Below are 19835 nucleotides of genomic sequence, written 5' to 3'. Positions count from 1 at the left end.
GAGGCTACCTGCCAAGACTTCGTTCTCTTTCGCGGCCATAATCTCCCCCGGCACTTTCCGCACGAACATGCGTAAACAGCGGATGATTGGGAGCTTTTTTTCCTCACCGTTTGGGCCATCCCCGATGACAACCGGGAAACCAGCCGCTAGCACGTTGTGTCATTGAGCAAATGGAACTGTATGCGACCGCCCGTCACCTTCCCCTTTTCCCGCGTCGATAGCAGGGGAACGTTTCGGTTCATTTTAGAGAATAGTTAAAACCGTCATATCCGAGCAGGGTCGGTGTAAAGTAGGGCGGAGGCCCGCGCCTCCGGATAGCGAAAGGCGAAACCGGCCACCGAAAATAGCTTCATCGCCTATATTACAGCGTAGCTGCTGCAAAATTCGAGCACGTCTGAATGTTATGGATCACCACTGACCGGAAGTTTTTCCTGGACCGTTCGTCGATGGTGGTGAGAAGCTAGCCGTGCGAACAGATGCGTCTAACGACCAGGCGAACCCGTTGTTCACCGCGGTGCTTCCAGACCACGCCCGACGTTAGCTCCTGGTATCCAAACTCGACCAAGCCTGCTTCAACGAGCTGTCGGCAGCGTAGGCGGGTCCCGTTCGCGACTGACTTGGTCACCTTTTCTCCGGGGACTCCTGCGACGATGGCAGCGAGGTCCACAATCGCTATCCAGTCGTCGCCGACTTTTTCCAATACACGCTTCAACGGCACCATCTTATCCAGGGTCACGAATCATCATGTCCAGCCTATCGTCTTGTTTTCCTTAGTCAACAGCGCCAAGATCGTCGGCGATGGAGGTGAGTTTTAGCCATTATGGATGGATTCGTTGCTTACGAGTTTGTGCGGCGATGGCTGAGAACGACAAGCCGGTCGCAATTTAAAATACATATGGTGGGAGAGGCCATTGCTGAACGGCGAAGTGGTTATGTCAAAAGACTGGGCAAGGGTATCACGAGTGTTCGTCAGACCTTATACGCCATCGCGAGTTTAGCATTTCCCCAGCTTTGTGTGCCGCAGGTCGATCTCGAAATGAAGACTTGCCGAACAGCCTATTCGGTCTGATAGTGGGCGCCGTATGACGAATACGCTGGCGGTCATTTTTTTGCTCTTGGTGTTGATGGGAATGGTGCCGACATGCGCATCATTCGCCCAGTTTTTGATCGTCGGCCTCCACGGCATGTGGAATCACTATTCCCGGATTGGGCCAGACACGCCGCGCGTGGCATTCGTGCTGCCGGCATGGAATGAAGCGGATGTGCTTGGCCCCAGCATTGATGCTTTGATGAGCATCGACTATCCGCCCGGCTCCTGGCGCCTTTACATTGTGGACGATGCCAGCACCGACTATACGCCCGAAGTCATGAATGCCAAGGTGGCGCAGTATCCCGGTTCTGTCTTTTATCTGCGACGCGAAAGAGGTGGCGAGGGAAAGGCACACACACTGAATCACGGGCTTCAGGTGATCCTTGCCGAGGATTGGGCCGAGGCCGTCATGATCATGGACGCCGATGTCCTCTTCGAGGCAATGACCTTGCGGCGCATGGTCCGCCATCTGGCCGACCCGGAAGTCGGCGGTGTCACGGCCTATGTCAAGGAGGGCAGTCATCCCGGTCGGCTGCTGTCGCGGTTCATCGGATTTGAATACATCGCGGCCCAGGCGGCCGCGCGACGTACGCAGAACGTTATGGGCGGGCTAGCCTGTATGGCTGGTGGAGCGCAACTCCACAGTCGCGCCAATTTAATCGCAATCGGTGGTGCGATAGATACCAGTACGCTGGCTGAAGACACCTACACAACATTCCAGACGCAACTCGTAGGCCATCGCGTGCTGATAGACCCCAATGCGATTGTTTGGGCTGAGGAACCCGACAGCCTCGCGGCCTTTTGGAGACAGCGTCTCCGTTGGGGGCGCGGCAACCTGCAGATCATGCGGGCCTTCAGCGATATCTGGTTCAAGCCCGGCCGCAGCGCTCTACTTGGCAATTGGGCGTTCGGCATCCTTTGGTTCAGCATCACTCTGATGCCGCTTTTCATGTTGGCCGGTTCGATCGGTGCCATCGGTCTCTATCATCTCTGGACACCCTGGGCGTTGGGAGCCTTCTACGTTGCTTCGGGCGTTACGTTGGTCGCCTATCTTTTCCAGACAATGTTCTCTTTTGGCATCGATCCGACTGCCGCGAGACGCTCGTGGTTCGAGGGTATTGCGTTTCCCGGACTGCTCTCAATCGGAGTGATGGCGATTGCCCTTTTGACGCCGTTCATTGGCCTCAAACTGGAGAAGCCCGACGCTTGGTCGTGGGGCAGTCTCGCGGTGCATGCCATCCTCGGATGGTCGGCAATCTCGATCGCAGCGGCGTGGTGCGTCTATCGAATGGACAAGGCAGGTGCGCCAAACTGGCTGCGCAATGCCCTGCTGGTGCTCGTCGGCTACGGCCCAATGTTGTGCGCGATCGGGGTCGCCGCTATCGTGGCGGAAATCAGAAAGTCAGATCTCAAATGGGACAAAACGATCAAGACCGGAAGGGCGAGGATTCCGACGAAAGAGCGGCCGCCAACATATTCGATACACTAAAGTCTCAGGACGTCCGCAATGAACGACGCATCTTCTGGTACGAACTGGCGATAATCCTCATCACGACCTTACTGGTGACAGCCTATCTCGTTGCTCTTTGATCAGTCTTGGCATCGTTTCAGTGCCTCTCCTGTGAGTTCGACGATTTCGCCATTAGCCATCGGACGAGCGGTTTCTTCCTTCCGATAGCGCTCCATCCAGTGGGAAGAGACCGTGAAACCCTCTCTCAGGCCCAACAAGTAGGCGCGGAAGAACTGCCCATGGCCGACAACCACAACGAAGTCACCGTCGGCCGAGTTTAGTCGATTATGGAACTCAAGCAATCTCGTCATGAATGACCGGAACGATTCGGCATCCGGCCCATCCGTGTAGTCAGGATCGCAAAGAAGCCAATACGCCTCGACCACGGGGCGACGCGTCTCGACCGTCGACCCGTGACACCGCGCCGGGCTGAGATAGGTTAGTTCGTGGATCGGCCATGTTTCACATCGCGCGAGCGGCCAGCGGGCACAAATTGGCTCGGCGGTGGCACGGGCACGCAGGAACGGTGACACGATCAGCATGTCAGGCTGGTGCTGGACCCTGTTCGCGACTTCGCGCGCTTGCTGGTGACCCAGCGCAGTCAGCGGAACATCGCCGAAACTGGTCACCGGCAAGCCAGCATTTGAGGTGCTTTGGCCATGGCGGACGAGCCAGGTCAATGCTGGAGGCACAATGCCTCCCATTCGCGGGCATCAAGGTAGTGCTCGTTCCAGTAGCGAACGACCATTAGCTCCTTAAAAGGAAGCAGCCCAGCCGGCAACCTATGGCCTGCGAGTTCGTCGGCCATCAGCCTTGGCATATCGACGCCCGACGCGCCGGTCAGCGGGAGGGTTCCGGGAAAACGTGGGTTAACTTCGAGGAGCTTGAACACACCTTCTGCCGAGCGCTTGAACTGAATGTTGGCGGTCCCGCGAATGCCTATGATCTCAGCCGTGCGCACGGCTGCTTCGGACACTTCAGGTGCCTTGATCGTGCGTGAAGCGACGGCGATACCGGAATCGATTTTCATGCGAACGCGCGGAACGACGGCGATGACACGGCCGTCTCGGCTCACGTAGATATCGACCGAATATTCCTCGCCTGGCAGATATTCCTGCAACATCAGCGAGCCGTCCTTGGGCTGTATGTCGAGATCGGCGCGGCTGTCGATCCTGGCGATGCCACGCGAGCCCGCGCCCTCGCGTGGTTTGACGAAGCGTGGAAAAGAATCGACCCTAGCGGCCACCACCTCGGTGAGTGGCTCGCTGTCGGGGATGGGTACCTTGCCCCGCACTGCGTCCATTAGGAGCTGCTTGTCGCGGCAGGTGCGCAGGCATTCTACGGGTGAGATCGGCAGCTCGACACCAATTGATGCGAAGCTGTCGCGCGCCGCGGCCAGTGGTGCCAACTCGAAGTCGACCGTCGGCACCAGAGCCTCGATGTGCCGTTCCTTGCAGGCGCGATGGAGAACTGGAACGAGTTCGGGCGCGTCGCCGCGCGGAATAATGATCCGGCGGTCCGGCGGTACGAGATAGAGGCCAGTGGCCAACGGGTCGATGTCGGCCATGTGAAGTTCATGGTCCGCCGAAAGGCTCTTCCAGATGCTGATAGCAGATGCGCCGCCTGCGCCCGTGACCAGCATCCTCATGTTTCGCCCCCCTCACTGTCGCCTTCGGCGGTGAATAAGATTGCCGCGGGCCTGATCCTTGGCCGGCTCGAGCCCGAATTGCTGTCGCGCTCGCGAACGATCTGCAGCGGCTCGGCCAGTACATGGCCGGCATACCGGCCCCAGTAACGAGCCGTCGAAAGTATCATATCGGGCTGAATCGACTCCATGGATTCTACCTGACTTTTGTGGGCTCCGATCAGGTCGATCTTCCTGTCGATGTAGTGCGTGATGTCGACGAAACGGTGAGGCTTAAAGTCCATCGTCGAGGAGGGAGACTGATAGCAATATACGTTGGGCACGCCGCGCGCTGCCACCAGGCTGGCAGCGTGAACCGCGCGATGGTCCTGGTGCGTGTCCTCGTTCGAATGGGTGTATACATGCGTGGCTTGCAATTCGTGGATCGCGGCTTCGATAATCGAGATCGTCTCCGCACCTGCGTCGATGTCAGTGTCGCGGAGGTCTTCCAACTTGAGTTGTGCGCCAACCATTGCAGCGGCGTTGTGCGCCTCGGTCGCGCGGATGTCGGTATCGCCGCCCGCTGCTCCGCGCGACAGCGTCAGTATATGCAGCAAATCGTATTCGTCGTAGTGCGCGGCCAGCGCGCCGCCGCAGCCGATCTCGACGTCATCGGGATGGGCACCGATCGCCAGAACGCGTTTCTGCTGTCGACGGCGTCGCGCGCTGGCCTCTCTTGCGAGAAGCAGGGCCTGCTCGACGAACTCGGCGGAACCCGCTGGCCTGAACAACAAACCGTCGACACCGCAGCTGATCGCCTCGCGCAGATACAGCGGCTCCTGATTGTGAGTGGCGATCAGAGTTTCCGTCCAGCGGTAGTTGTCCTTGATGTATTTAATTAGCGCGAAGCCGCCCGTAGTTATCGCCGGATCCACTGCCACGAGGTCGTAGGGCTCGGCCGACAACAGCCGGATTGCGGTCTTCGCGGACGCAGTCACCTCCAGCGCAGCGTCGGCCACGGAGGCAAATGCGCTCCGCAGCATACTCGTCGCGGCGGTGTCCGCATTGACGACCAGCAAGCGCAATCGCTCGCCGGGAATTTGTTGCACGACGTTCAGCCGGCGATTTCCCCGTACATAATGCATTGGCGTGGCTTGATCCTTTCACCAGTTGAATAGAAGGCCACCTGATACTCTCGTTGCTGAGTTGATCGTATCGTGGGATACGTTGACTTGTAAGGCAACCGTGTCGTTGATGGGCAGGGTCGCGCGCGCGTGCAGGTCGAGGTTGTCAATGGAGGGGCTAGCGCCGACACCAGCGACGACAAGCATGTTGTGCGCCCCAAGGTAGGTAACATCTATCGCTCCGCTCCACAGGTTGCGCGAATCGTCGAACGCAGCCTGGTGCGAATCGTAGACCGTGGCCGTCACCAGCCAGGACGGCGCGACGGTGGCGGTGACGCCAGTTCGAATCAAATAGCCGTTGTACTGTTCGGCGCCGAAGGACCAACGGTAACCGCCGAACCACTGTAGATTGTCGGTCACGTATATGGTGGTGCTGCCTTCGAACCAGTGCTCGGTTGGCTGCTCCGAGTAGTCACGATAGTCGTATACTAGGGAAAAGGCGTAACTGAGTGGCACCAGCCGATGGTAACCTAAAGTGATGTTTTGCGACGGCAGAGTCGAAAGGCCGATTTCCGATACGGTCGACAATTCATCGCTATAGTGGCGCCAGCCTAACTCCAGCGTGTCGAATGCCGTGATTCCAGCCGTCCCGCGTACTTGGAAGCCCAACGATGTGCCTTCATCGGTCGAAACCACCAAGGGGCTGGTTTCGAGCAGATAGCGGTAGACGTCCCGAGAACTCGAGAGGCCGGTTTTCGCTTCCTCGTTGGTCGGTTCGATCTCGAGCACGTGCTCGAACCTGGTGCGCGCTTGATTTGGGTTGCGTTCGGCCAGGTCCAGCCAAGCCATCCCGTTCAGCGCCTCGGGATCCTGAGGGTCGACCGACAGAAGCCGTTCGTACAACCGGCCAGCCTCGTCGAGCCTGTTCTGGCTGCGTGCGACCCGCGCCAATCCGAGCATGGCCGGCCGCGAAGCCGGCACGCGCGCCAGGACTTGCTCATAGACCATTCGAGCCTCTTTCGGGCGCCTCGCTTCGAGGGTGAAGCCAAGCTCGAGCGCCGGATTTGGCTCCTGTGGTTCCATCTCATGGGCTTTGCGCAAGTGCGTAGCTGCTAGCTCGGCGTCGCCGGCATCTCGGGCGATGACGCCAAGGAACATGTAAACGCGATAGTCTGTCGAGCCGCTGACTCGACAGACCGCAAGTAGGCCCTCGACTTTTGCCGTCGGGCGAGGGTGTTGGCCGAACAGGCGTTGCGCCTCCTCGATCTCGCAACCATTCTGGGCCTCTGCGATCGAAGTGAGCGACGCAAGAAAAACCAACGCCAACGAGCGAGTGGCAAGCTTCCTCAATGGTCTTCCGCCTAGTAACCGGGAAAAGGAGAAACGCCGCACGTGACCTCGTCTAGATCGATATTCCCCAAACGGCATGCCGCTTGAGGGCAGTATTGTCTGACGCAGCCTTCGGATCAAGTGCTTCTTTTAATGCCCGCCGAGCAACTTGTCCTACTACCGCTTGGCGTCACTAATCCTCATGTACAGCCCATGGTTTTGTTGTCTGTAGTCATCAGCACCGGGGTCGCCGGCCAGGGAGGCGAGTTTCCGGTCGCTACGTTGGACTCAGCCTTCAAATGTTCCAGGACAATCCGGGTAACAATTGCAGCTATGTGTTCAAGTTCACTGGAGATTTGCGTTGGGGCAAGCGGTTGCATGCCCAATGCCTTGTCGTTCTCCGACAGCGGAGCGAGGTCGTATTTAATGCTGAGCGCGATCGCGTTGATTTGGGCCAGATCGCGTAACACCGCTGCGAGAGCGTTGCCTTGGAAGGGGCGATTGGTGTTGGCTGCCTCAATCATTAGCCGTTCCCACAAACACCCCGAATTCCGAACGGGTCAAGCCCTCGCAGGACAAGAACGCGATTGACGGTCGCGACCGAAAGGCAAGCCCATAAATCGTCCAGGGCTTCTGCGGCTTCGGAAAGCCGGGTGTCGGCATCGATTTCCTCTGCGAGAAGATTGACGATCTCATCGAACCTCTGCGCCAGCCTCTCGACATCACGATAAAGTTGAGACGCGGTTTGAAGGGGAAGGTCGGGCTTCGATAGCAGGATCGTCGCCTCTTCGGCTTTGATCCTGACAATCTCGTGTTGTTCCGTCAGTTTGGCATGCCAGTCAGTCGCAATCATCTATCGCCCCACGCCTTATACGCGCAACCTGCCATAATGCACGCGAGTGTCAAGCAAGGCTGTTCCCGATCCGGTACTTCGGGCCATTGGGAGCAAGGATTTTTGCCTTCTGCCCCTGAAATTTCAGGGTTACGTCATTCGATTTTTTCAGCGACGGTTAAAGAGCGCTTTTAGGCCCCAAATTGGTCCTCAGTTCCTCCCTGTGAGAACCACTTCACCGAGCGCCCGGTTCCCCGACCGGATTTGAGCCACCCTGCAAGCACTCACGCAGGGTGGTTCCATTTCCTGGGCCGCTGCGATTGGCGTTGAGTAAGGGCCGCCACACCGCGAATGCTGAGACGATCTAACGTTTCTTTTCCTTCGCGTCTGCGGAGTGCGCAGCATGGGCGCCTTCACCCCATCAATTCGCCTGAGATTTATCGCCTGGTTTGATGATATCCGCGATCACCTCGCCGAGAATACGATGCAGGTTTTTCGCGGTTCCAAGGTCGATGCGATGCCGCGCCGTGATGTTGACGATAGGCTCATTCTTCCCGTCGATGATCGACTGTCCGAGGCTCAAATAGATAACGTTGTTGTGATGGCGGAGTTCAGTGAGCATGTCGACATAGGTAACAGGCATCCCATTGTCTCTTATTTCCCACAAGTCGTTTTCGACGGCCAGTTTTCTCCCGGACTTTACGGCAACTTTGTTCTCAGACATCAGGCGTCCTATTGTTCAGCGTAGTGGCGAATAGCCGCGGCCGGCGAGTCCGTGTCCTGGAAGAAACAGACCGAATGCTTGCCAATAGGTTGCTTGCGGCAGCCATCGGCAAACAAAAAGGCCGGGTAGAACCCGGCCTTTCCTGTCGGCCCGCAGCCAGTACATCCGTGGTCGGCACATCATCTGTTGATGATCATAGCGCACTTTCGCCCTACGGCAACATAGTCGTTATGTGGATCACGCAGAGAGCTTTGGGCCCTCAGTGAGTGGGCTTGGATGGGTTCGTCGGGGGCTTTTACGTTTGGATCCTCCGATTTTCGTCCAGCTAAGCAACCACTCGCCTCACCACTGTTGTTGTGCGTGTAGCCTGTCGTACGCAGCACTCCATCCCCAGCGGGACAAATCCCGGGGGCGCCATGCCCGGCAGTTCCAGCAATCACGAAACGTCGTGTTTGTCTCGTGAGGCCCGTTCTTTGGTGATTGGTTGAGGGGACAGTGGGTTTCCGAATTGACCTTGATCCAGGCGAAACCGTTCCCTTTCGGCGATCATGTCCCGTACCTGGGCGATCTGGAGAGATAGCCACCACCACCGGTCTTGCGGTTCTTTTCCTCGAGAACTCGCGGGGCACTGCGAAGCGTCCTGAGTTCATCTTCGATATCCGCCACAATTCAGCTCCTTCGCCGACAATATCGCCGCTACTGCGTTTATAGATATGGACGTTCATCCGTCAACACGGCAACGGCTGCATTGCCGCTTCCTGCAGCCAGTCAACCGCAGCCGCCGACCAGGCCATATCCGCACCATTTGCGTTCTTTGCCAACGGCAGCTACCGGGTATGTATCTATCAAAGTTATCCGCATTCATAGGCCCATCAGACTCCCTGTCTGGTCGGGTCGCGCGACTGAACCGGGGGGGTTAGCTGAGTTCGGTTCTGAGCTGCACACAGGATGTGAGTTCAAAGCGATCTCTGGTGGCGTTCGTAAACGGACTGCCAAAGCCCGGCGTCTCGCCAGAGCGTATCCAATTCGAATTCTTCAGTCCGACGGAGGAAAGGGGGCCGCGCGGATTGCGGCCCCACAGACCGTGCTTCGGAGTCAGAGCATGAAATAACCCGTGGAGAGCGTCAAAGCGTCGTCGAGGTGAATGACGAAATCCGCCTTGGCGTCACCGTTCACATCACCATAGACGTAGGTGCCAGAGCCATCCTTTTCGTAGCGCAGTTCACCGGCGATCTTCGAAAAGTTCTTGGTGCCGATGAAGCTGAAGGCGTTTTCCGCTTTCGTGTTGGTGTTGGCGTCTATCTCTCTGAGGTCTATGTCCTCGCCGCCCTTGCCGTCGAAATCGAAGATCGTATCGGTTGCCGTCTTGGATGTGCCAAGGTCCGAGACGTTCTTGAATGCGAAAACGTCCAAACCCGCGTCACCATAGAGGTCGTCGACACCGCCGCCGCCTATAATACTGTCTGAGCCTATGCCGCCGTGTATCGTGTCGTTGCCATTGTCGCCCGAAAGGACATTGTTGCCATTGTTTCCTTTGATGATGTTGTCAAAGTCATTGCCGATGCCATGAAGAGCGCCGTTGCCCGTTAACGTCAGGTCGTCTTCGCTGGCGGTAAGCGTGTAGGACGTGGAACGACTCGTCGTCGCAATATTGTCGATCTTCACGGCAATCGCCTGGGTATCGACCAAACCGCCGGCATCGGTCACCTTCACCGTTACATCGTAGACATTGTTCTTACCGCTGTCGGTCGGCGCTTCGTAGTCGGAGGCCGACTTGAAGGTCAGGGCGCCGGTCGAAGCGTTGATGGAGAAGAGCGCCTTGTCGGCGCCACCCGAGATCGAATAGGTCAGGGTATCATTGTCCTGGTCCGTCGCCTCGACCTTGACGACGGACTTCGTGTTTTCGGAGACACTGATTGTGGCTGCCGTGGTCACGACCGGCGCTTCGTTGGTATCGGTGACCTTGACTGCGATTGCCTGGCTGTCAGACAGGCCGCCCGCATCCTTGGCCGTTACCGTCACGTCATAGATGTTGTTCTTGCCGCTGTCGGTCGGTGCCTCGAAGTTGGGAGCCGACTTGAAGGCCAACGCTCCGGACGAAGCGTCGATCGTGAACACGGCCTTATCCGCACCGCCCGAGATCGAATAGGTCAGCTTGTCCTTGGCGTCCACGTCGGTTGTGGCAACGGTCGCGACCGTCTTGGTGTTTTCGGCGACGTTGATTGTGGCTGCCGTGGTCACGACCGGCGCTTCGTTGGTATTGGTGACCTTGACTGCGATCGATTGCGTATCGCTCAACCCGCCGGCATCCTTTGCCGTCACGATCACATCGTAGACGTTGTTCTTGCCGCTGTCGGTCGGCGCCTCGAAGTTGGGAGCCGACTTGAAGGCCAACGCTCCGGACGAAGCATCGATCGTGAACAGGGCCTTGTCCGCACCTCCGGAAATCGAATAGGTCAGCTTGTCCTCGTTCGGGTCTGTTGCGGTCACTGTCCGGACGGCTATCCGGTTTTCTGCGCTGGTGATCGCAGCCGTGGTTCCACCCAAATCCGAGGTGATTACGGGTGCCTTGTTTGCTGCCAGCGCCACGGCGATCGTCTGGTCGGAGAACTTTACATTTTCGATGTTTGAAATCTTGTCCACGCCGTCGCTCGCGCTCCGACTGTCGGTCACCGTATAGGAGCCGTCGTTGTTCTTCACCCAGCTATAGTTCGAACGGGCTCCGGTAAGAACCAGGACATCCGTGCCCGCGCCGCCGTTCAGCGTATCGTTGCCCTTGCCGCCGGCCAGCGTATCGTTTCCGTCCCCGCCGGAGAGCGTGTCTGCCGCGGTGCTGCCGGTGATGGTGTTGGCAAGGCTGTTGCCGATTCCGGTGAAGGCCGAAGTGCCGGTGTAGGTCAGGTTCTCGACATTGCTACCAAGCGTGTAGCTGGCAAGCGAGGTTTTCACCGTATCGGTGCCCGCGCTGACCGCCTCGGTCACGACGTCGCCGGCATTGTCCACCACATAGGTGTCATTGCCCTTGCCGCCGGCCAGCGTGTCCTTGCCTGCGCCGCCGTTCAGCGTATCGTTGTAATCGCCGCCGCTCAGGCTGTCGTTGTTGCCGGTGCCGGTGATATTGACAGCTCCAGTCAGTATGCCGTCGCCATTGCCCGCAGTGACCACGGCGTAGCGGTTGCCGGTGATCTTGGACGACAGGTCAAGCGTGCCGCCCGTGCCCTCGAGGATGATATTGATATCCTGACGGTCAGAACCCGAGATGGTGATGGTCGAGAAGGCATTGAGCTGGGCCACGGTGCCATAGGCGAACCCGTCCATCGCATCCAGGACCTCGACATTGCTGAAGGTCACGCCGTCAAGGAACGTGCTGGCGTGAACGGTATCCGTCCCGGTGCCGCCATCGACCTTGCCCGTTTTCCCCGCGCCGGTGATAAAGGAATCGTCGCCGGCGCCGCCGTTGAGCGTTGCCAAGCCGGTGCCCGTCGTGCCGGTGGCGTAGAGCACGTCGTTGCCGTCATCGCCGTTCAGCGTGTCGTTGCCATCGCCGCTGTACAATAGGTCGTCGCCGGTGCCGCCGTTCAGTGTATCGTTGCCGGCGTCGCCAAAGAGCGTATCGTTGTTGGCGCCGCCATTGATGATGTCGTTACCGGCTCCGCCCAGCAGGAAATCCTTGCCCGCGCCGCCATTGAACGTGTCGGCGAAGGAGGAACCGACGATGAACTCGAAGTTGCGGAACGCGTCGCCGTCGCTGGCTGTGCCGGAGGTGGCGTCGGCGGCCATGGTGATCGTCACGCCGGCGGTGGAATCCGTGTAGGTCAGCGTATCGTCGCCGGTGCCGCCGTCGAGATCGTCCACCCCGTCGCCGCCATCGATGATATCCGCGCCGGCCCCGCCCGCGATGACGTCGGCGCCGGCTAGGCCGCGAAGATCGTTGGCGCCGGAGTCGCCGGTCAGAGAGTCGTCGAAGGCCGAACCGGTGATGTTCTCGAAATTGTAGATGGAATCGTTGTTGGCATCGCCGCCGGACGCCGAGCCTCCTTCTTCGAACGTGACGAAAACGCCCTCGGACGAATTCGCATAGGACAGGGTGTCGATCCCTTCGCCGCCGTCGAGATTGTCCGTTCCAAGATCGCCTAGTTCGAGGTCGAACCCGCCTCCGGAGCCACCCTCGATGGTGTCGTTGCCCTTGCCGCCGCTGATCGCGTCGGCGTCGTCACCGCCATAGATCGTGTCGTTGCCGTCGCCGCCGTCGAGCATGTCGTCACCGTCGTCACCATAGATCGTGTCAGTGCCACCTTGGCCATAGATCGTGTCGTTGCCAGCGAGGCCTTTAATCGTATTGCCGGTGCTGCCGTCTTCAAGAAAATCGTCGCTGTCGGTCAGGGTCTTCGTCGCCATGTCACTTCCGGTCCTGTTTTCCAGTCATGCGGCCTTGTAGCCTCAGGTGTTGTGGCTGTATCGGTCACAAACGCACCTGATCGAGCCGTTGCAGGCCTGCGGGCCTCCGGAAGGGGCAAGAATGAATCTAGGGAAAAGAAAGGGTTAAGACGGAAGGGTCACGGACGCATGTGCCGGGCGTAAAAGGCCAACTCCAGCGAAATCCAGTGGCCGTACTGGGCGTGCAGATGCGACGTGGCAACAGGAGCGGTCGTGGCATCGAGGGTCCAGTAGCCGCGCTCCTCACCCTCGCGGATGACCTTGCCGATCTGCGTCTTCGAAATCCCGAAGCGTCTGCCGATTTTCGCCCGGCTCGGAATTTCGGTGCCGTCGAAATGTGCCAGCATGACCGAGACGATCACGGCGCTTGCGCCCTCGCGCCCGCCAAAGAAAGAAACGAAATCCGGTAGCCGGTCGGTCAGCGGCATGTCGCTCATGTAATCGTGCCCGGCTGCAAGAAAGAAGCGGCTGACGAAATCTGGATCTTCGCGATACCACTGCGCGCGGGGATTGTCGGGTTCCAGCACCTCAAGCGCGCCAATCGCATAACCGAGCCACAGGCCGATGAAATCCGCCAGTCGTTCCGTCGGATGGTAGAACTTCCGGCGACGGTCGTCTGGATCGTTTTTCACTTGGACAAGGCCGGCCAGCTTGAGCAGCGTCAGGGTTGTTTTCAGAACGCGGGGGCTCACCTCGTTGCGGCGCATGCACAGTTCCAGAAGCCGGCCATAGGTGGCGCCGCTTTCCTGGCCGGGGGGGGCTTGGCTGTCCGCATCTAGATAGAGCAGGAAGGCGACGACGCGCATGCGCAGGTCATAGGCAGCCAGCTTGTTGACGATCCACGGCGCTTCCCGGAAACGCGCGAGCCCTTCCGTATAGGCGCGCACCACCTGGGGAAACCGTTGCGAGGCACGAAAGGCGGCCGCTTCCTGCGCGAGCAGATCGTCGGGTGCCGCAAGCGGAATGAAGGATGTGTGTGAATCGGATATCATGCAAGGATGACTTGTAACGGATGCATCGCGCCTGCCAAGGAAAAACCGGCGCTGGCCGGCGCCATTTTTGGGCTGGGGCAGGGATACGCGCAATATAGAAGTATAGTTGGTGTTGTCACATAAACGCGGCATCAGTGAGTTTGGCTTAGAGACAGTGGAATGAAGAGTTCTGCCGTCAGCTACAAGCGTCACCGTTTCCCGCAACAGATCATCTCGAACGCGGTCTGGCTTTATTTCAGGTTTCCGCTGAACTTAGCCTTGTCGAGGAAATGCTGCTGGAGCGCGGAATTGTCACCAAGGCCACTCGCTCATTGGAGGAACCAATCGTTTCGATGTGCGCTTTTACACGTAAAATTGAAAGGAACCCGTCATGAAGCGAATCATCTATATTGTCGGACTGGTTGTCATCGTCATTGCCGTGCTGTCATTTTTTGGCTTGCGCTAATTCGGGTAAGACCTCGACTTACACGTCCGTGCGTCCAAGAGGGTCGTGTCTCGGCACGACCCCCCGCGTAGGATAGAACCACAAAGATAAGCGCCGTGTCGCCGTCCTGCGTGCGTCTTGCAACTTTTCAAGCATCGCCGATTGCGCATGGCCATGTCTCGACTAATATCGCCTCTGGAATTGAAGCGCCTGAACAACCTGCTAACCAGTGACCGTCGTGTGATTCCATCACACGACGGCCTTTGCTGCGAGGAGGTTTGGACCGTCTGATGCTCCGCATTGGACGCGACCAACGCGTTACGAGAGCGGTCTGGCAATAGCCCAACTCTGTTCAACGCACGGTCCACGGCAGGAACTGCATCAGGGAAGCGAAGTTGTCGAACGACAGTCCCAGCACATGCAGCATATGCCGAGACAGAAAAGCGGATTGGCGCTGTTTGCTGACTTGGACCAACCTCGGTGAGCCTTGAGCGTAAAAGCCCCCGATGAGTAAGGCATCCAAGCCAAATCACGGAGGCCTTCTGCGCATACGCATTATGAAGATCAGCACACGCTGAAGTTTTGCCAAGCTCGCGCGCTCGGATGATGAAGAGGTAGGTGACTCAGGGCCACCTACAATCTAACCCCAAGAGAAGTTGACGTCGTATCCAGCATTGTTTCCGGGTTCTCGTTCCAGGAGGTATCTGTTGCCGGCGGCGTCAGCTATGAAACGGTCAGGACCCAAATGAAGACCATCAATTCGAAATGGGGCGTGAATTCGCAGAGCGCCTGGTCGGGAGGAGACGATAATCGGGGAACTCCTCAAATTTGGCCTCGGCTGGCCTCGTCCGCATAGACCAGCACGCAGTTGCGCCCGGTGTTCTTCGCCGCATAGAGCGCGGCATCTGCGCGGCGTTGGAGTTGTCCCACCAAGATACTTTTACTATCTCGTGTTGCCACCGCTATTCCGATGCTGACCGTGAGATAGGGAGTAACACGAGATGCCGGGTTTGGAAGCCGCGCTGCTTCTACGCGACTGCGAATTCTCTCGGCGATGGTTCTGGCAGTCCCTTCGTCAGCGCCGGGTAGAAGGACCAGAAACTCCTCTCCGCCATAACGGGCGACCTGATCGATCTCGTCTCGTATGGAGTTCCGGATGATGCCGGCCACTTTTACCAGGCAACGGTCGCCTTCTGCGTGACCGAGACTATCATTGAGCTTCTTGAACTCATCGACATCGCACATCAGCATTGCCACGCCCCGCGTTCGTTGAATGTCCTCACTCCACAGGCGATCGAGCATTTCGGCCATTGACCGCCGGTTTGCGACCCCCGTCAGCGGATCCGTTCTCGCAAGAAGCTCCAAGCGTGTGTTGGCATCGGTGAGAGCTGCGAGCCGGCCGCGATCTCGCAACTCGAGCAAGAAGGTCTTGTGAGCCAGGATAACGATGGTACGTCGCGCAACGACGGTCGCAAAGACGCCGCATGCAAAAAACAGGGTTCCCGCAAGGGCACTTCCGACTTCGATATTTGGATTTCGCAACTGGAATAGGAGGAAGAGGCCGAGGGCAAAAACGCTAATCGCCGTAGTCCATCCCACCGGAATGGGAAATATGATGATGGCGGTCACCGCCACGAACAGCATGATCGTCAGATGCCGTTCATAAAACTCATTGCTTGCGCGGATGCCGACAAATGCCAGGCACAGAAGAATGAGAAAAACACCCGAGAGGATAACCACTCCCCGAACCCAGAACGTCTGAGGCCGCGCAAAGGTGGTAGCGGTGACCAGAGCCGCTGGTATCATGCAGGATGCTGGCAGAAGCATGGAGAGCACGGTCTTGGGCGTAAGCAAGATCGCGTTTAGTCCCAACATCAAAACGTCAAGCACGATAACCCAAAACATCCAGGCGCGGATGATTTTGGCAGTGTGAGGCCAGGAACGCTCACGGAAGAGCTGGGTTAATTCAGGACTAAGCCGGATATCGCGGGTTCGCCCGGCGAGCAAGCGATGGACTTCTTCTAGGGCGGCTGGACTCGGGCTCTGGAGTCTTGTCTCCCAAGGTCCCCGTGCCGCGTTGCCAGAACTCATCATTCGTTTCGTGTTCATGGGCTCTAACTCAGTTGTCTAAGTTACCCGTTTCTTCTCCCGGTCACCCAAGAAATGACGGACCAGCAGGATGAGCTGCGGGACTATCTTCAGAGCTTACATAGTTATCTGCCGAATTGAGCGAGATTGCTTTGCGCCCGCAACCTGATTTCTTCGGTGAAAAGAGTGGAGAATTTAGGGTTCGGAACGATATATTCCAACGCGAGATCGAAGCGATTCACGCGCGCGAGGAACAGCAGCATTTAAGAGGGCTCGATTACTATACGGCGCAAAACTTCCACAGTCATCGATATCCGCCACAATTCCGCTCCTTCGCCGACAACATCGCCGCTATGGCGCTTACAGAGATGGCTGTTCATCCATCAAACAACACGGCAATCGGGTCGAACGGATTGTTGGTCCCTTCACCGAGTCAACTGTAGCAGCCGGGACCAGGCCATATCCGCACCTTTTGATTTCTTTGGCAACCGGGCCTTCGGGGCGGAGAGCCATCAAACTCCGTTGCTGGTTGGTTCGCGCGACGAGCCGAGGGAGGTAGCTAAGTTCGGTTCCCAGCTGCACACAGTATGTGAATTCAATTTTTGCTAGCATTTTTTCAGTTGTGCAATATTCTTTCTGCTTCAGTTATAGTTGCGGAGGCCTTATGAGTGCGACGCTGAGCTGGATAGCCGAAAATAATCGCCGATGGGTGGGAATGCTTGGTCGGCATCCGGTCGCAACGATCATCCAGTTGCAGGAGCCACAAGGCCAATGGCTGTGGTCGGAGAACCTTACAAAGCTCGGCGGCTTCCAGCGCTCGTATAGTTTCACCGATGCGCAAAAAGCGGCCGAAGGAAACGTCCGCGCATGGCTTGAGGGCGCGGCAGAAGAAGAATTCAAGATGCGGATCAAGGGGAGCGGCGCTCGATAGTCTGAATGGGAGAAGGGATGCCCAGTAGCATAAGGCTGTTTCTGCGGTCCAATCCCGCAGTTTACAAGACGTACGGTATCGCGAAGTACGCACTATTTCGAGCCAAACTCCTCTTGAGCGATTGGAGAGACAAGAGGGCGGCGGTTGCGCTGGGAGCCTTGCCGATCCCGCCGCCCATGTTGCGGTTCCGTGTCAGCGGTTCATTCGATGTCGATCAGTTCTTGGAGGTTGGGCGCCGCGGCGCACGTGAACTGGAGGTCCTAGCCCGGCTAGGGGGCAAGGATCTCGCCTGCTGCCCTGCGGTTCTCGATTTCGCGTGCGGCTGCGGACGGGTTATCCGACACTTCCAGGACCACGCGCCCGAGGCCCGCTGGTACGGATCCGACATTGACGGTGAAGCAATCCGGTGGTGCAAGGAAAAGCTTGGCGCTGTCGCCGGCTTTACCGAGAACGACTTTCGACCTCCGATGTCGTTCGACCCCGACAGTTTTGATGTCGTCTACTCCGTTTCGCTCTTTACGCACCTGGACGAGGACGATCAGTTCCGCTGGCTGGGCGAATTGGCGCGTGTTCTGAGGAAGAATGGCTTGCTTATTGCGACTGCTCACGGCCCCTACACGCATCAGCAATTGCCTCCCGCTGACTTGCGAGAGCTTACGGCTAAAGGTTTCCTCTACCGGGTAGGCCAAACGGGCAGACTAAAGCTCGACGGGCTGCCAGATTTTTACCAGACTGCCTATCACACGGAGAAATATATCCGCGCACGCTGGAGCGAGCATTTTGAAATCGTAGCCTACAAAGAGCGAGCGATGAACGAGCATCAGGATGCCGTTGTGCTTAGAAAGAAGACCTTTCTCTTAGCAGACTGTTGAAGAAGTCTCTCGTCCATAAGGTGAGGATAAACCCACATAAAGAACATATCAAGAACATCATTGGGATGGCGGGCTCAACTTTCTCAAGCTTGTTCGCGGCCCTGATCAGTTCAGCGATGAGGTAGGTGGTGGCTGTCAATGCGCCGTTCCCTTCCGGCGAGTGAACGCCGAGCATGTCTCGACGTCCACGACGGTGCAGCATTCGCCTCAAATGATAAAGAAATCGGTGCTGGTAATTGCCAGTCCCGCCGCCAGCTTCGCGAACTGGACGCCGGCATAGGATGCACCGTTTCCATCCCGATCGTAAAGCAGTTTGCCGGTATCGGTTTCATAGACGATCCGGTCGGATGCGTCGGCAGCCACACCCGTCGTGTTCTTGACAAAGGCAGTTGCGTCGAGAACGCCGGTCGCCGTCAGTTTGGTGAATATGGCGTTTTCCAGCCTGATCGTATCGGCAGCGACATTGTAGTCGCTGATGGTATCGACATTGGTGGCGGCGCTGAGCGCGGTGTCGAACACAAATGTGTCGTTGCCCGAACCGCCTGCGAGTGCATCCTTGCCGGCATAGCCTTTGATGATATCGTTTCCCGCGCCGCCGCTGAATGAGTTTGCCCCCGCGTTCCCGAAGAGGCTATCGTTGTAATTGGAGCCGGTCAGGTTTTCGATCGAACTGAAGGTGTCGCCTTTGGCCTCACCCGTATTGAGAGACGGGCTCTGCAGGCTGACGACAACCCCGGTTGTCGCCCCTGAATAGTACGCGCGATCCGTTCCAGCCCCGCCGCTGAGTGCGTCGGCACCCGCACCGCCCACCAAGGCGTCATTCCCATTTTCGCCATACAGCTTGTCGTTGCCGGCATAGCCGTAAATGGTATCCCCATCGTCGCCGCCGCGGAACGTGTCCGCAAGTGCGCTACCGTAGAGCTTGTCGGAGCCCGCCTCCGCATAAAGCGTGCCTGATAACGTCCCAAGCCGAGTGTCGAAAATGTCATTGCCCCCGCCAAGATTAACCGTGCCAACGATCTTGCCGGTGTTTGTGATCTGGTCGATGGCGTCTGAGCCGACATAGGCATAACCGGCCGATTTGATTGTTCCACTGTTTTGAACAATCAGAGTTTCTCCGCCTGTACGCAATATCCCATAGCTTCCGCCATCAATGACGCCGGTATTTGTCACGGTCGAATGAGTAGCCGCGTTCGTGCCTGATATAACTACCCCAATAGAACCGCTCCAGATCGTGCCGTTATTTTCGACAGTGGTGTTGTATCCACTGAGCTCGGCCCCATAACCGACCTCGCTGAATTGTCCGATATAGCCATTGCTTCCAACGATCAGGTGATGACCACTATCGGCTGCGCGGTCGTCACCGAGTACGATGGTGTCAAAGTTTCCAAGCACCGTGCCTTGTATATTAACGATATGAGAACTCCCGGTCCCCGTAATTGCCGTACCATTAGTCGATCCGACAGTGACGCCTGCGGCGACGAACACACTGTCCGCCGTTGTCAGGTCGGCACGAAGGCCGGAGCCAATGCTGTTCGATCCAAATATCTGCAAGGCCATTTTTGTGATCTCCCATTAGACAAGGGAAATACAGTACGCTCGAAGATAATTACTGTCTTGATGCTCGCTGAACAACGCCCGGCATGAGAAGTTCGCGCGCACCTGGCGCAAGGCACCCCCCGTCGTGATGGGCGAGGAGCGCGCTAGTTCTGCCGTCAAGAGCGAGCCAGTCTTTGGAGCATCGGCTGGCTTTACCGGCTTTTCTTGTGGAACTCGCGCTAAACGGATCACCGCCGCTGATCTTGAATTTGGCGAACGACTCTCCAAATTGTTCCGCATCTCGCAAAATGTCGTCAGT

General features: G+C 57.7%; 15 protein-coding genes and 2 pseudogenes. 7 read left to right on the top strand and 10 right to left on the bottom strand.

Annotation, left to right across the window (positions count from 1 at the left end):
• The first annotated feature begins 1130 nt into the window (after positions 1-1130).
• Positions 1131-2579: a glycosyltransferase family 2 protein gene (locus tag QO002_RS27910; protein WP_307236106.1), complete on the top strand. Its 1449-nt coding sequence runs from the start codon at positions 1131-1133 to the stop codon at positions 2577-2579.
• Positions 2580-2680: 101 nt separating this feature from the next.
• Here QO002_RS27910 and QO002_RS27905 read toward each other — a convergent pair whose 3' ends face one another.
• The 6 genes from QO002_RS27905 to QO002_RS27880 form a co-directional block, all read right to left on the bottom strand.
• The gene (locus QO002_RS27905; RefSeq protein ID WP_307236104.1) at positions 2681-3304 is read right to left on the bottom strand and encodes a histidine phosphatase family protein; all 624 of its coding nucleotides are present in this window, start codon (positions 3302-3304) and stop codon (positions 2681-2683) included.
• Positions 3277-4248: an ATP-grasp domain-containing protein gene (locus QO002_RS27900; RefSeq protein WP_307236102.1), complete on the bottom strand. Its 972-nt coding sequence runs from the start codon at positions 4246-4248 to the stop codon at positions 3277-3279. The genes QO002_RS27905 and QO002_RS27900 overlap by 28 nt, the downstream gene beginning before the upstream one ends.
• Positions 4245-5369, bottom strand: coding sequence for a PIG-L family deacetylase (locus tag QO002_RS27895; RefSeq protein ID WP_307236100.1), 1125 nt, complete (start codon positions 5367-5369; stop codon positions 4245-4247). The genes QO002_RS27900 and QO002_RS27895 overlap by 4 nt, the downstream gene beginning before the upstream one ends.
• An 18-nt stretch (positions 5370-5387) precedes the next feature.
• Entirely contained in the window at positions 5388-6698 is a 1311-nt protein-coding gene (locus QO002_RS27890; RefSeq protein ID WP_307236098.1) for a tetratricopeptide repeat protein, read from the bottom strand.
• Positions 6699-6877: 179 nt separating this feature from the next.
• On the bottom strand, positions 6878-7201 hold the full coding sequence (locus QO002_RS27885; RefSeq protein WP_307236095.1) for a hypothetical protein: 324 nt from the start codon (positions 7199-7201) through the stop codon (positions 6878-6880).
• A complete protein-coding gene (locus tag QO002_RS27880) occupies positions 7201-7530 on the bottom strand; it encodes a hypothetical protein (protein ID WP_307236092.1) in 330 nt (109 codons plus the stop codon). The genes QO002_RS27885 and QO002_RS27880 overlap by 1 nt, the downstream gene beginning before the upstream one ends.
• A gap of 382 nt (positions 7531-7912) precedes the next feature.
• On the opposite strand from QO002_RS27880, the gene QO002_RS27875 reads away from it, so the two are divergent.
• Entirely contained in the window at positions 7913-8257 is a 345-nt protein-coding gene (locus tag QO002_RS27875; RefSeq protein WP_307236090.1) for a hypothetical protein, read from the top strand.
• Positions 8258-9328: 1071 nt separating this feature from the next.
• Here QO002_RS27875 and QO002_RS27870 read toward each other — a convergent pair.
• On the bottom strand, positions 9329-12631 hold the full coding sequence (locus QO002_RS27870) for a calcium-binding protein (protein ID WP_307236089.1): 3303 nt from the start codon (positions 12629-12631) through the stop codon (positions 9329-9331).
• A gap of 158 nt (positions 12632-12789) precedes the next feature.
• Positions 12790-13662 carry a hypothetical protein gene (locus tag QO002_RS27865; RefSeq protein ID WP_307236086.1) on the bottom strand — a complete coding sequence of 291 codons (873 nt, stop codon included), beginning with the start codon at positions 13660-13662 and terminating at the stop codon, positions 12790-12792.
• A 159-nt stretch (positions 13663-13821) separates the two neighbouring features.
• On the opposite strand from QO002_RS27865, the pseudogene QO002_RS27860 reads away from it, so the two are divergent.
• Positions 13822-13952, top strand: a pseudogene (locus tag QO002_RS27860) (IS6 family transposase); the annotation flags it as partial.
• A 783-nt stretch (positions 13953-14735) separates the two neighbouring features.
• A pseudogene (locus tag QO002_RS31010) lies at positions 14736-14942 on the top strand (helix-turn-helix transcriptional regulator); the annotation flags it as partial.
• On the opposite strand, the gene QO002_RS27855 reads toward QO002_RS31010, so the two are convergent.
• A complete protein-coding gene (locus tag QO002_RS27855; protein WP_370878607.1) occupies positions 14909-16195 on the bottom strand; it encodes a GGDEF domain-containing protein in 1287 nt (428 codons plus the stop codon). The pseudogene QO002_RS31010 and the gene QO002_RS27855 sit on opposite strands and share 34 nt — an antisense overlap.
• Positions 16196-16311: 116 nt before the next feature.
• Between QO002_RS27855 and QO002_RS27850 the strand changes: the two genes are divergently transcribed.
• The 3 genes from QO002_RS27850 (at position 16312) to QO002_RS27840 (ending at position 17977) form a co-directional block, all read left to right on the top strand.
• Complete coding sequence (locus QO002_RS27850) at positions 16312-16617, top strand: hypothetical protein (RefSeq protein WP_307236084.1); 306 nt, start codon at positions 16312-16314, stop codon at positions 16615-16617.
• A 221-nt stretch (positions 16618-16838) separates the two neighbouring features.
• Entirely contained in the window at positions 16839-17105 is a 267-nt protein-coding gene (locus tag QO002_RS27845; RefSeq protein ID WP_307236082.1) for a hypothetical protein, read from the top strand.
• A gap of 17 nt (positions 17106-17122) precedes the next feature.
• Entirely contained in the window at positions 17123-17977 is an 855-nt protein-coding gene (locus QO002_RS27840) for a class I SAM-dependent methyltransferase (protein WP_307236080.1), read from the top strand.
• Positions 17978-18184: 207 nt separating this feature from the next.
• Here the strand turns inward: QO002_RS27840 and QO002_RS27835 are convergent, their stop codons facing one another.
• Positions 18185-19537, bottom strand: a complete 1353-nt coding sequence (locus QO002_RS27835; RefSeq protein ID WP_307236078.1) for a calcium-binding protein — start codon at positions 19535-19537, stop codon at positions 18185-18187.
• Positions 19538-19835: the final 298 nt, after the last annotated feature.

Origin of the sequence: Pararhizobium capsulatum DSM 1112 (genome assembly GCF_030814475.1) — a bacterium.
Classification (GTDB): domain Bacteria; phylum Pseudomonadota; class Alphaproteobacteria; order Rhizobiales; family Rhizobiaceae; genus Pararhizobium; species Pararhizobium capsulatum.
Note: the sequence above shows the minus strand (reverse complement) of the source record. Positions and strands in the feature narration are given on the sequence as shown.

Coding starts and splice junctions, on each gene's coding strand:
- QO002_RS27910 (WP_307236106.1), top strand. CDS start 1,131: ATGGTGCCGACATGCGCATCATTCGCCCAGTTTTTGATCGTCGGCCTC.
- QO002_RS27905 (WP_307236104.1), bottom strand. CDS start 3,304: ATGGGAGGCATTGTGCCTCCAGCATTGACCTGGCTCGTCCGCCATGGC.
- QO002_RS27900 (WP_307236102.1), bottom strand. CDS start 4,248: ATGAGGATGCTGGTCACGGGCGCAGGCGGCGCATCTGCTATCAGCATC.
- QO002_RS27895 (WP_307236100.1), bottom strand. CDS start 5,369: ATGCATTATGTACGGGGAAATCGCCGGCTGAACGTCGTGCAACAAATT.
- QO002_RS27885 (WP_307236095.1), bottom strand. CDS start 7,201: ATGATTGAGGCAGCCAACACCAATCGCCCCTTCCAAGGCAACGCTCTC.
- QO002_RS27880 (WP_307236092.1), bottom strand. CDS start 7,530: ATGATTGCGACTGACTGGCATGCCAAACTGACGGAACAACACGAGATT.
- QO002_RS27875 (WP_307236090.1), top strand. CDS start 7,913: ATGGGCGCCTTCACCCCATCAATTCGCCTGAGATTTATCGCCTGGTTT.
- QO002_RS27870 (WP_307236089.1), bottom strand. CDS start 12,631: ATGGCGACGAAGACCCTGACCGACAGCGACGATTTTCTTGAAGACGGC.
- QO002_RS27865 (WP_307236086.1), bottom strand. CDS start 13,662: ATGATATCCGATTCACACACATCCTTCATTCCGCTTGCGGCACCCGAC.
- QO002_RS27855 (WP_370878607.1), bottom strand. CDS start 16,195: ATGAACACGAAACGAATGATGAGTTCTGGCAACGCGGCACGGGGACCT.
- QO002_RS27845 (WP_307236082.1), top strand. CDS start 16,839: ATGAGTGCGACGCTGAGCTGGATAGCCGAAAATAATCGCCGATGGGTG.
- QO002_RS27840 (WP_307236080.1), top strand. CDS start 17,123: ATGCCCAGTAGCATAAGGCTGTTTCTGCGGTCCAATCCCGCAGTTTAC.
- QO002_RS27835 (WP_307236078.1), bottom strand. CDS start 19,537: ATGGCCTTGCAGATATTTGGATCGAACAGCATTGGCTCCGGCCTTCGT.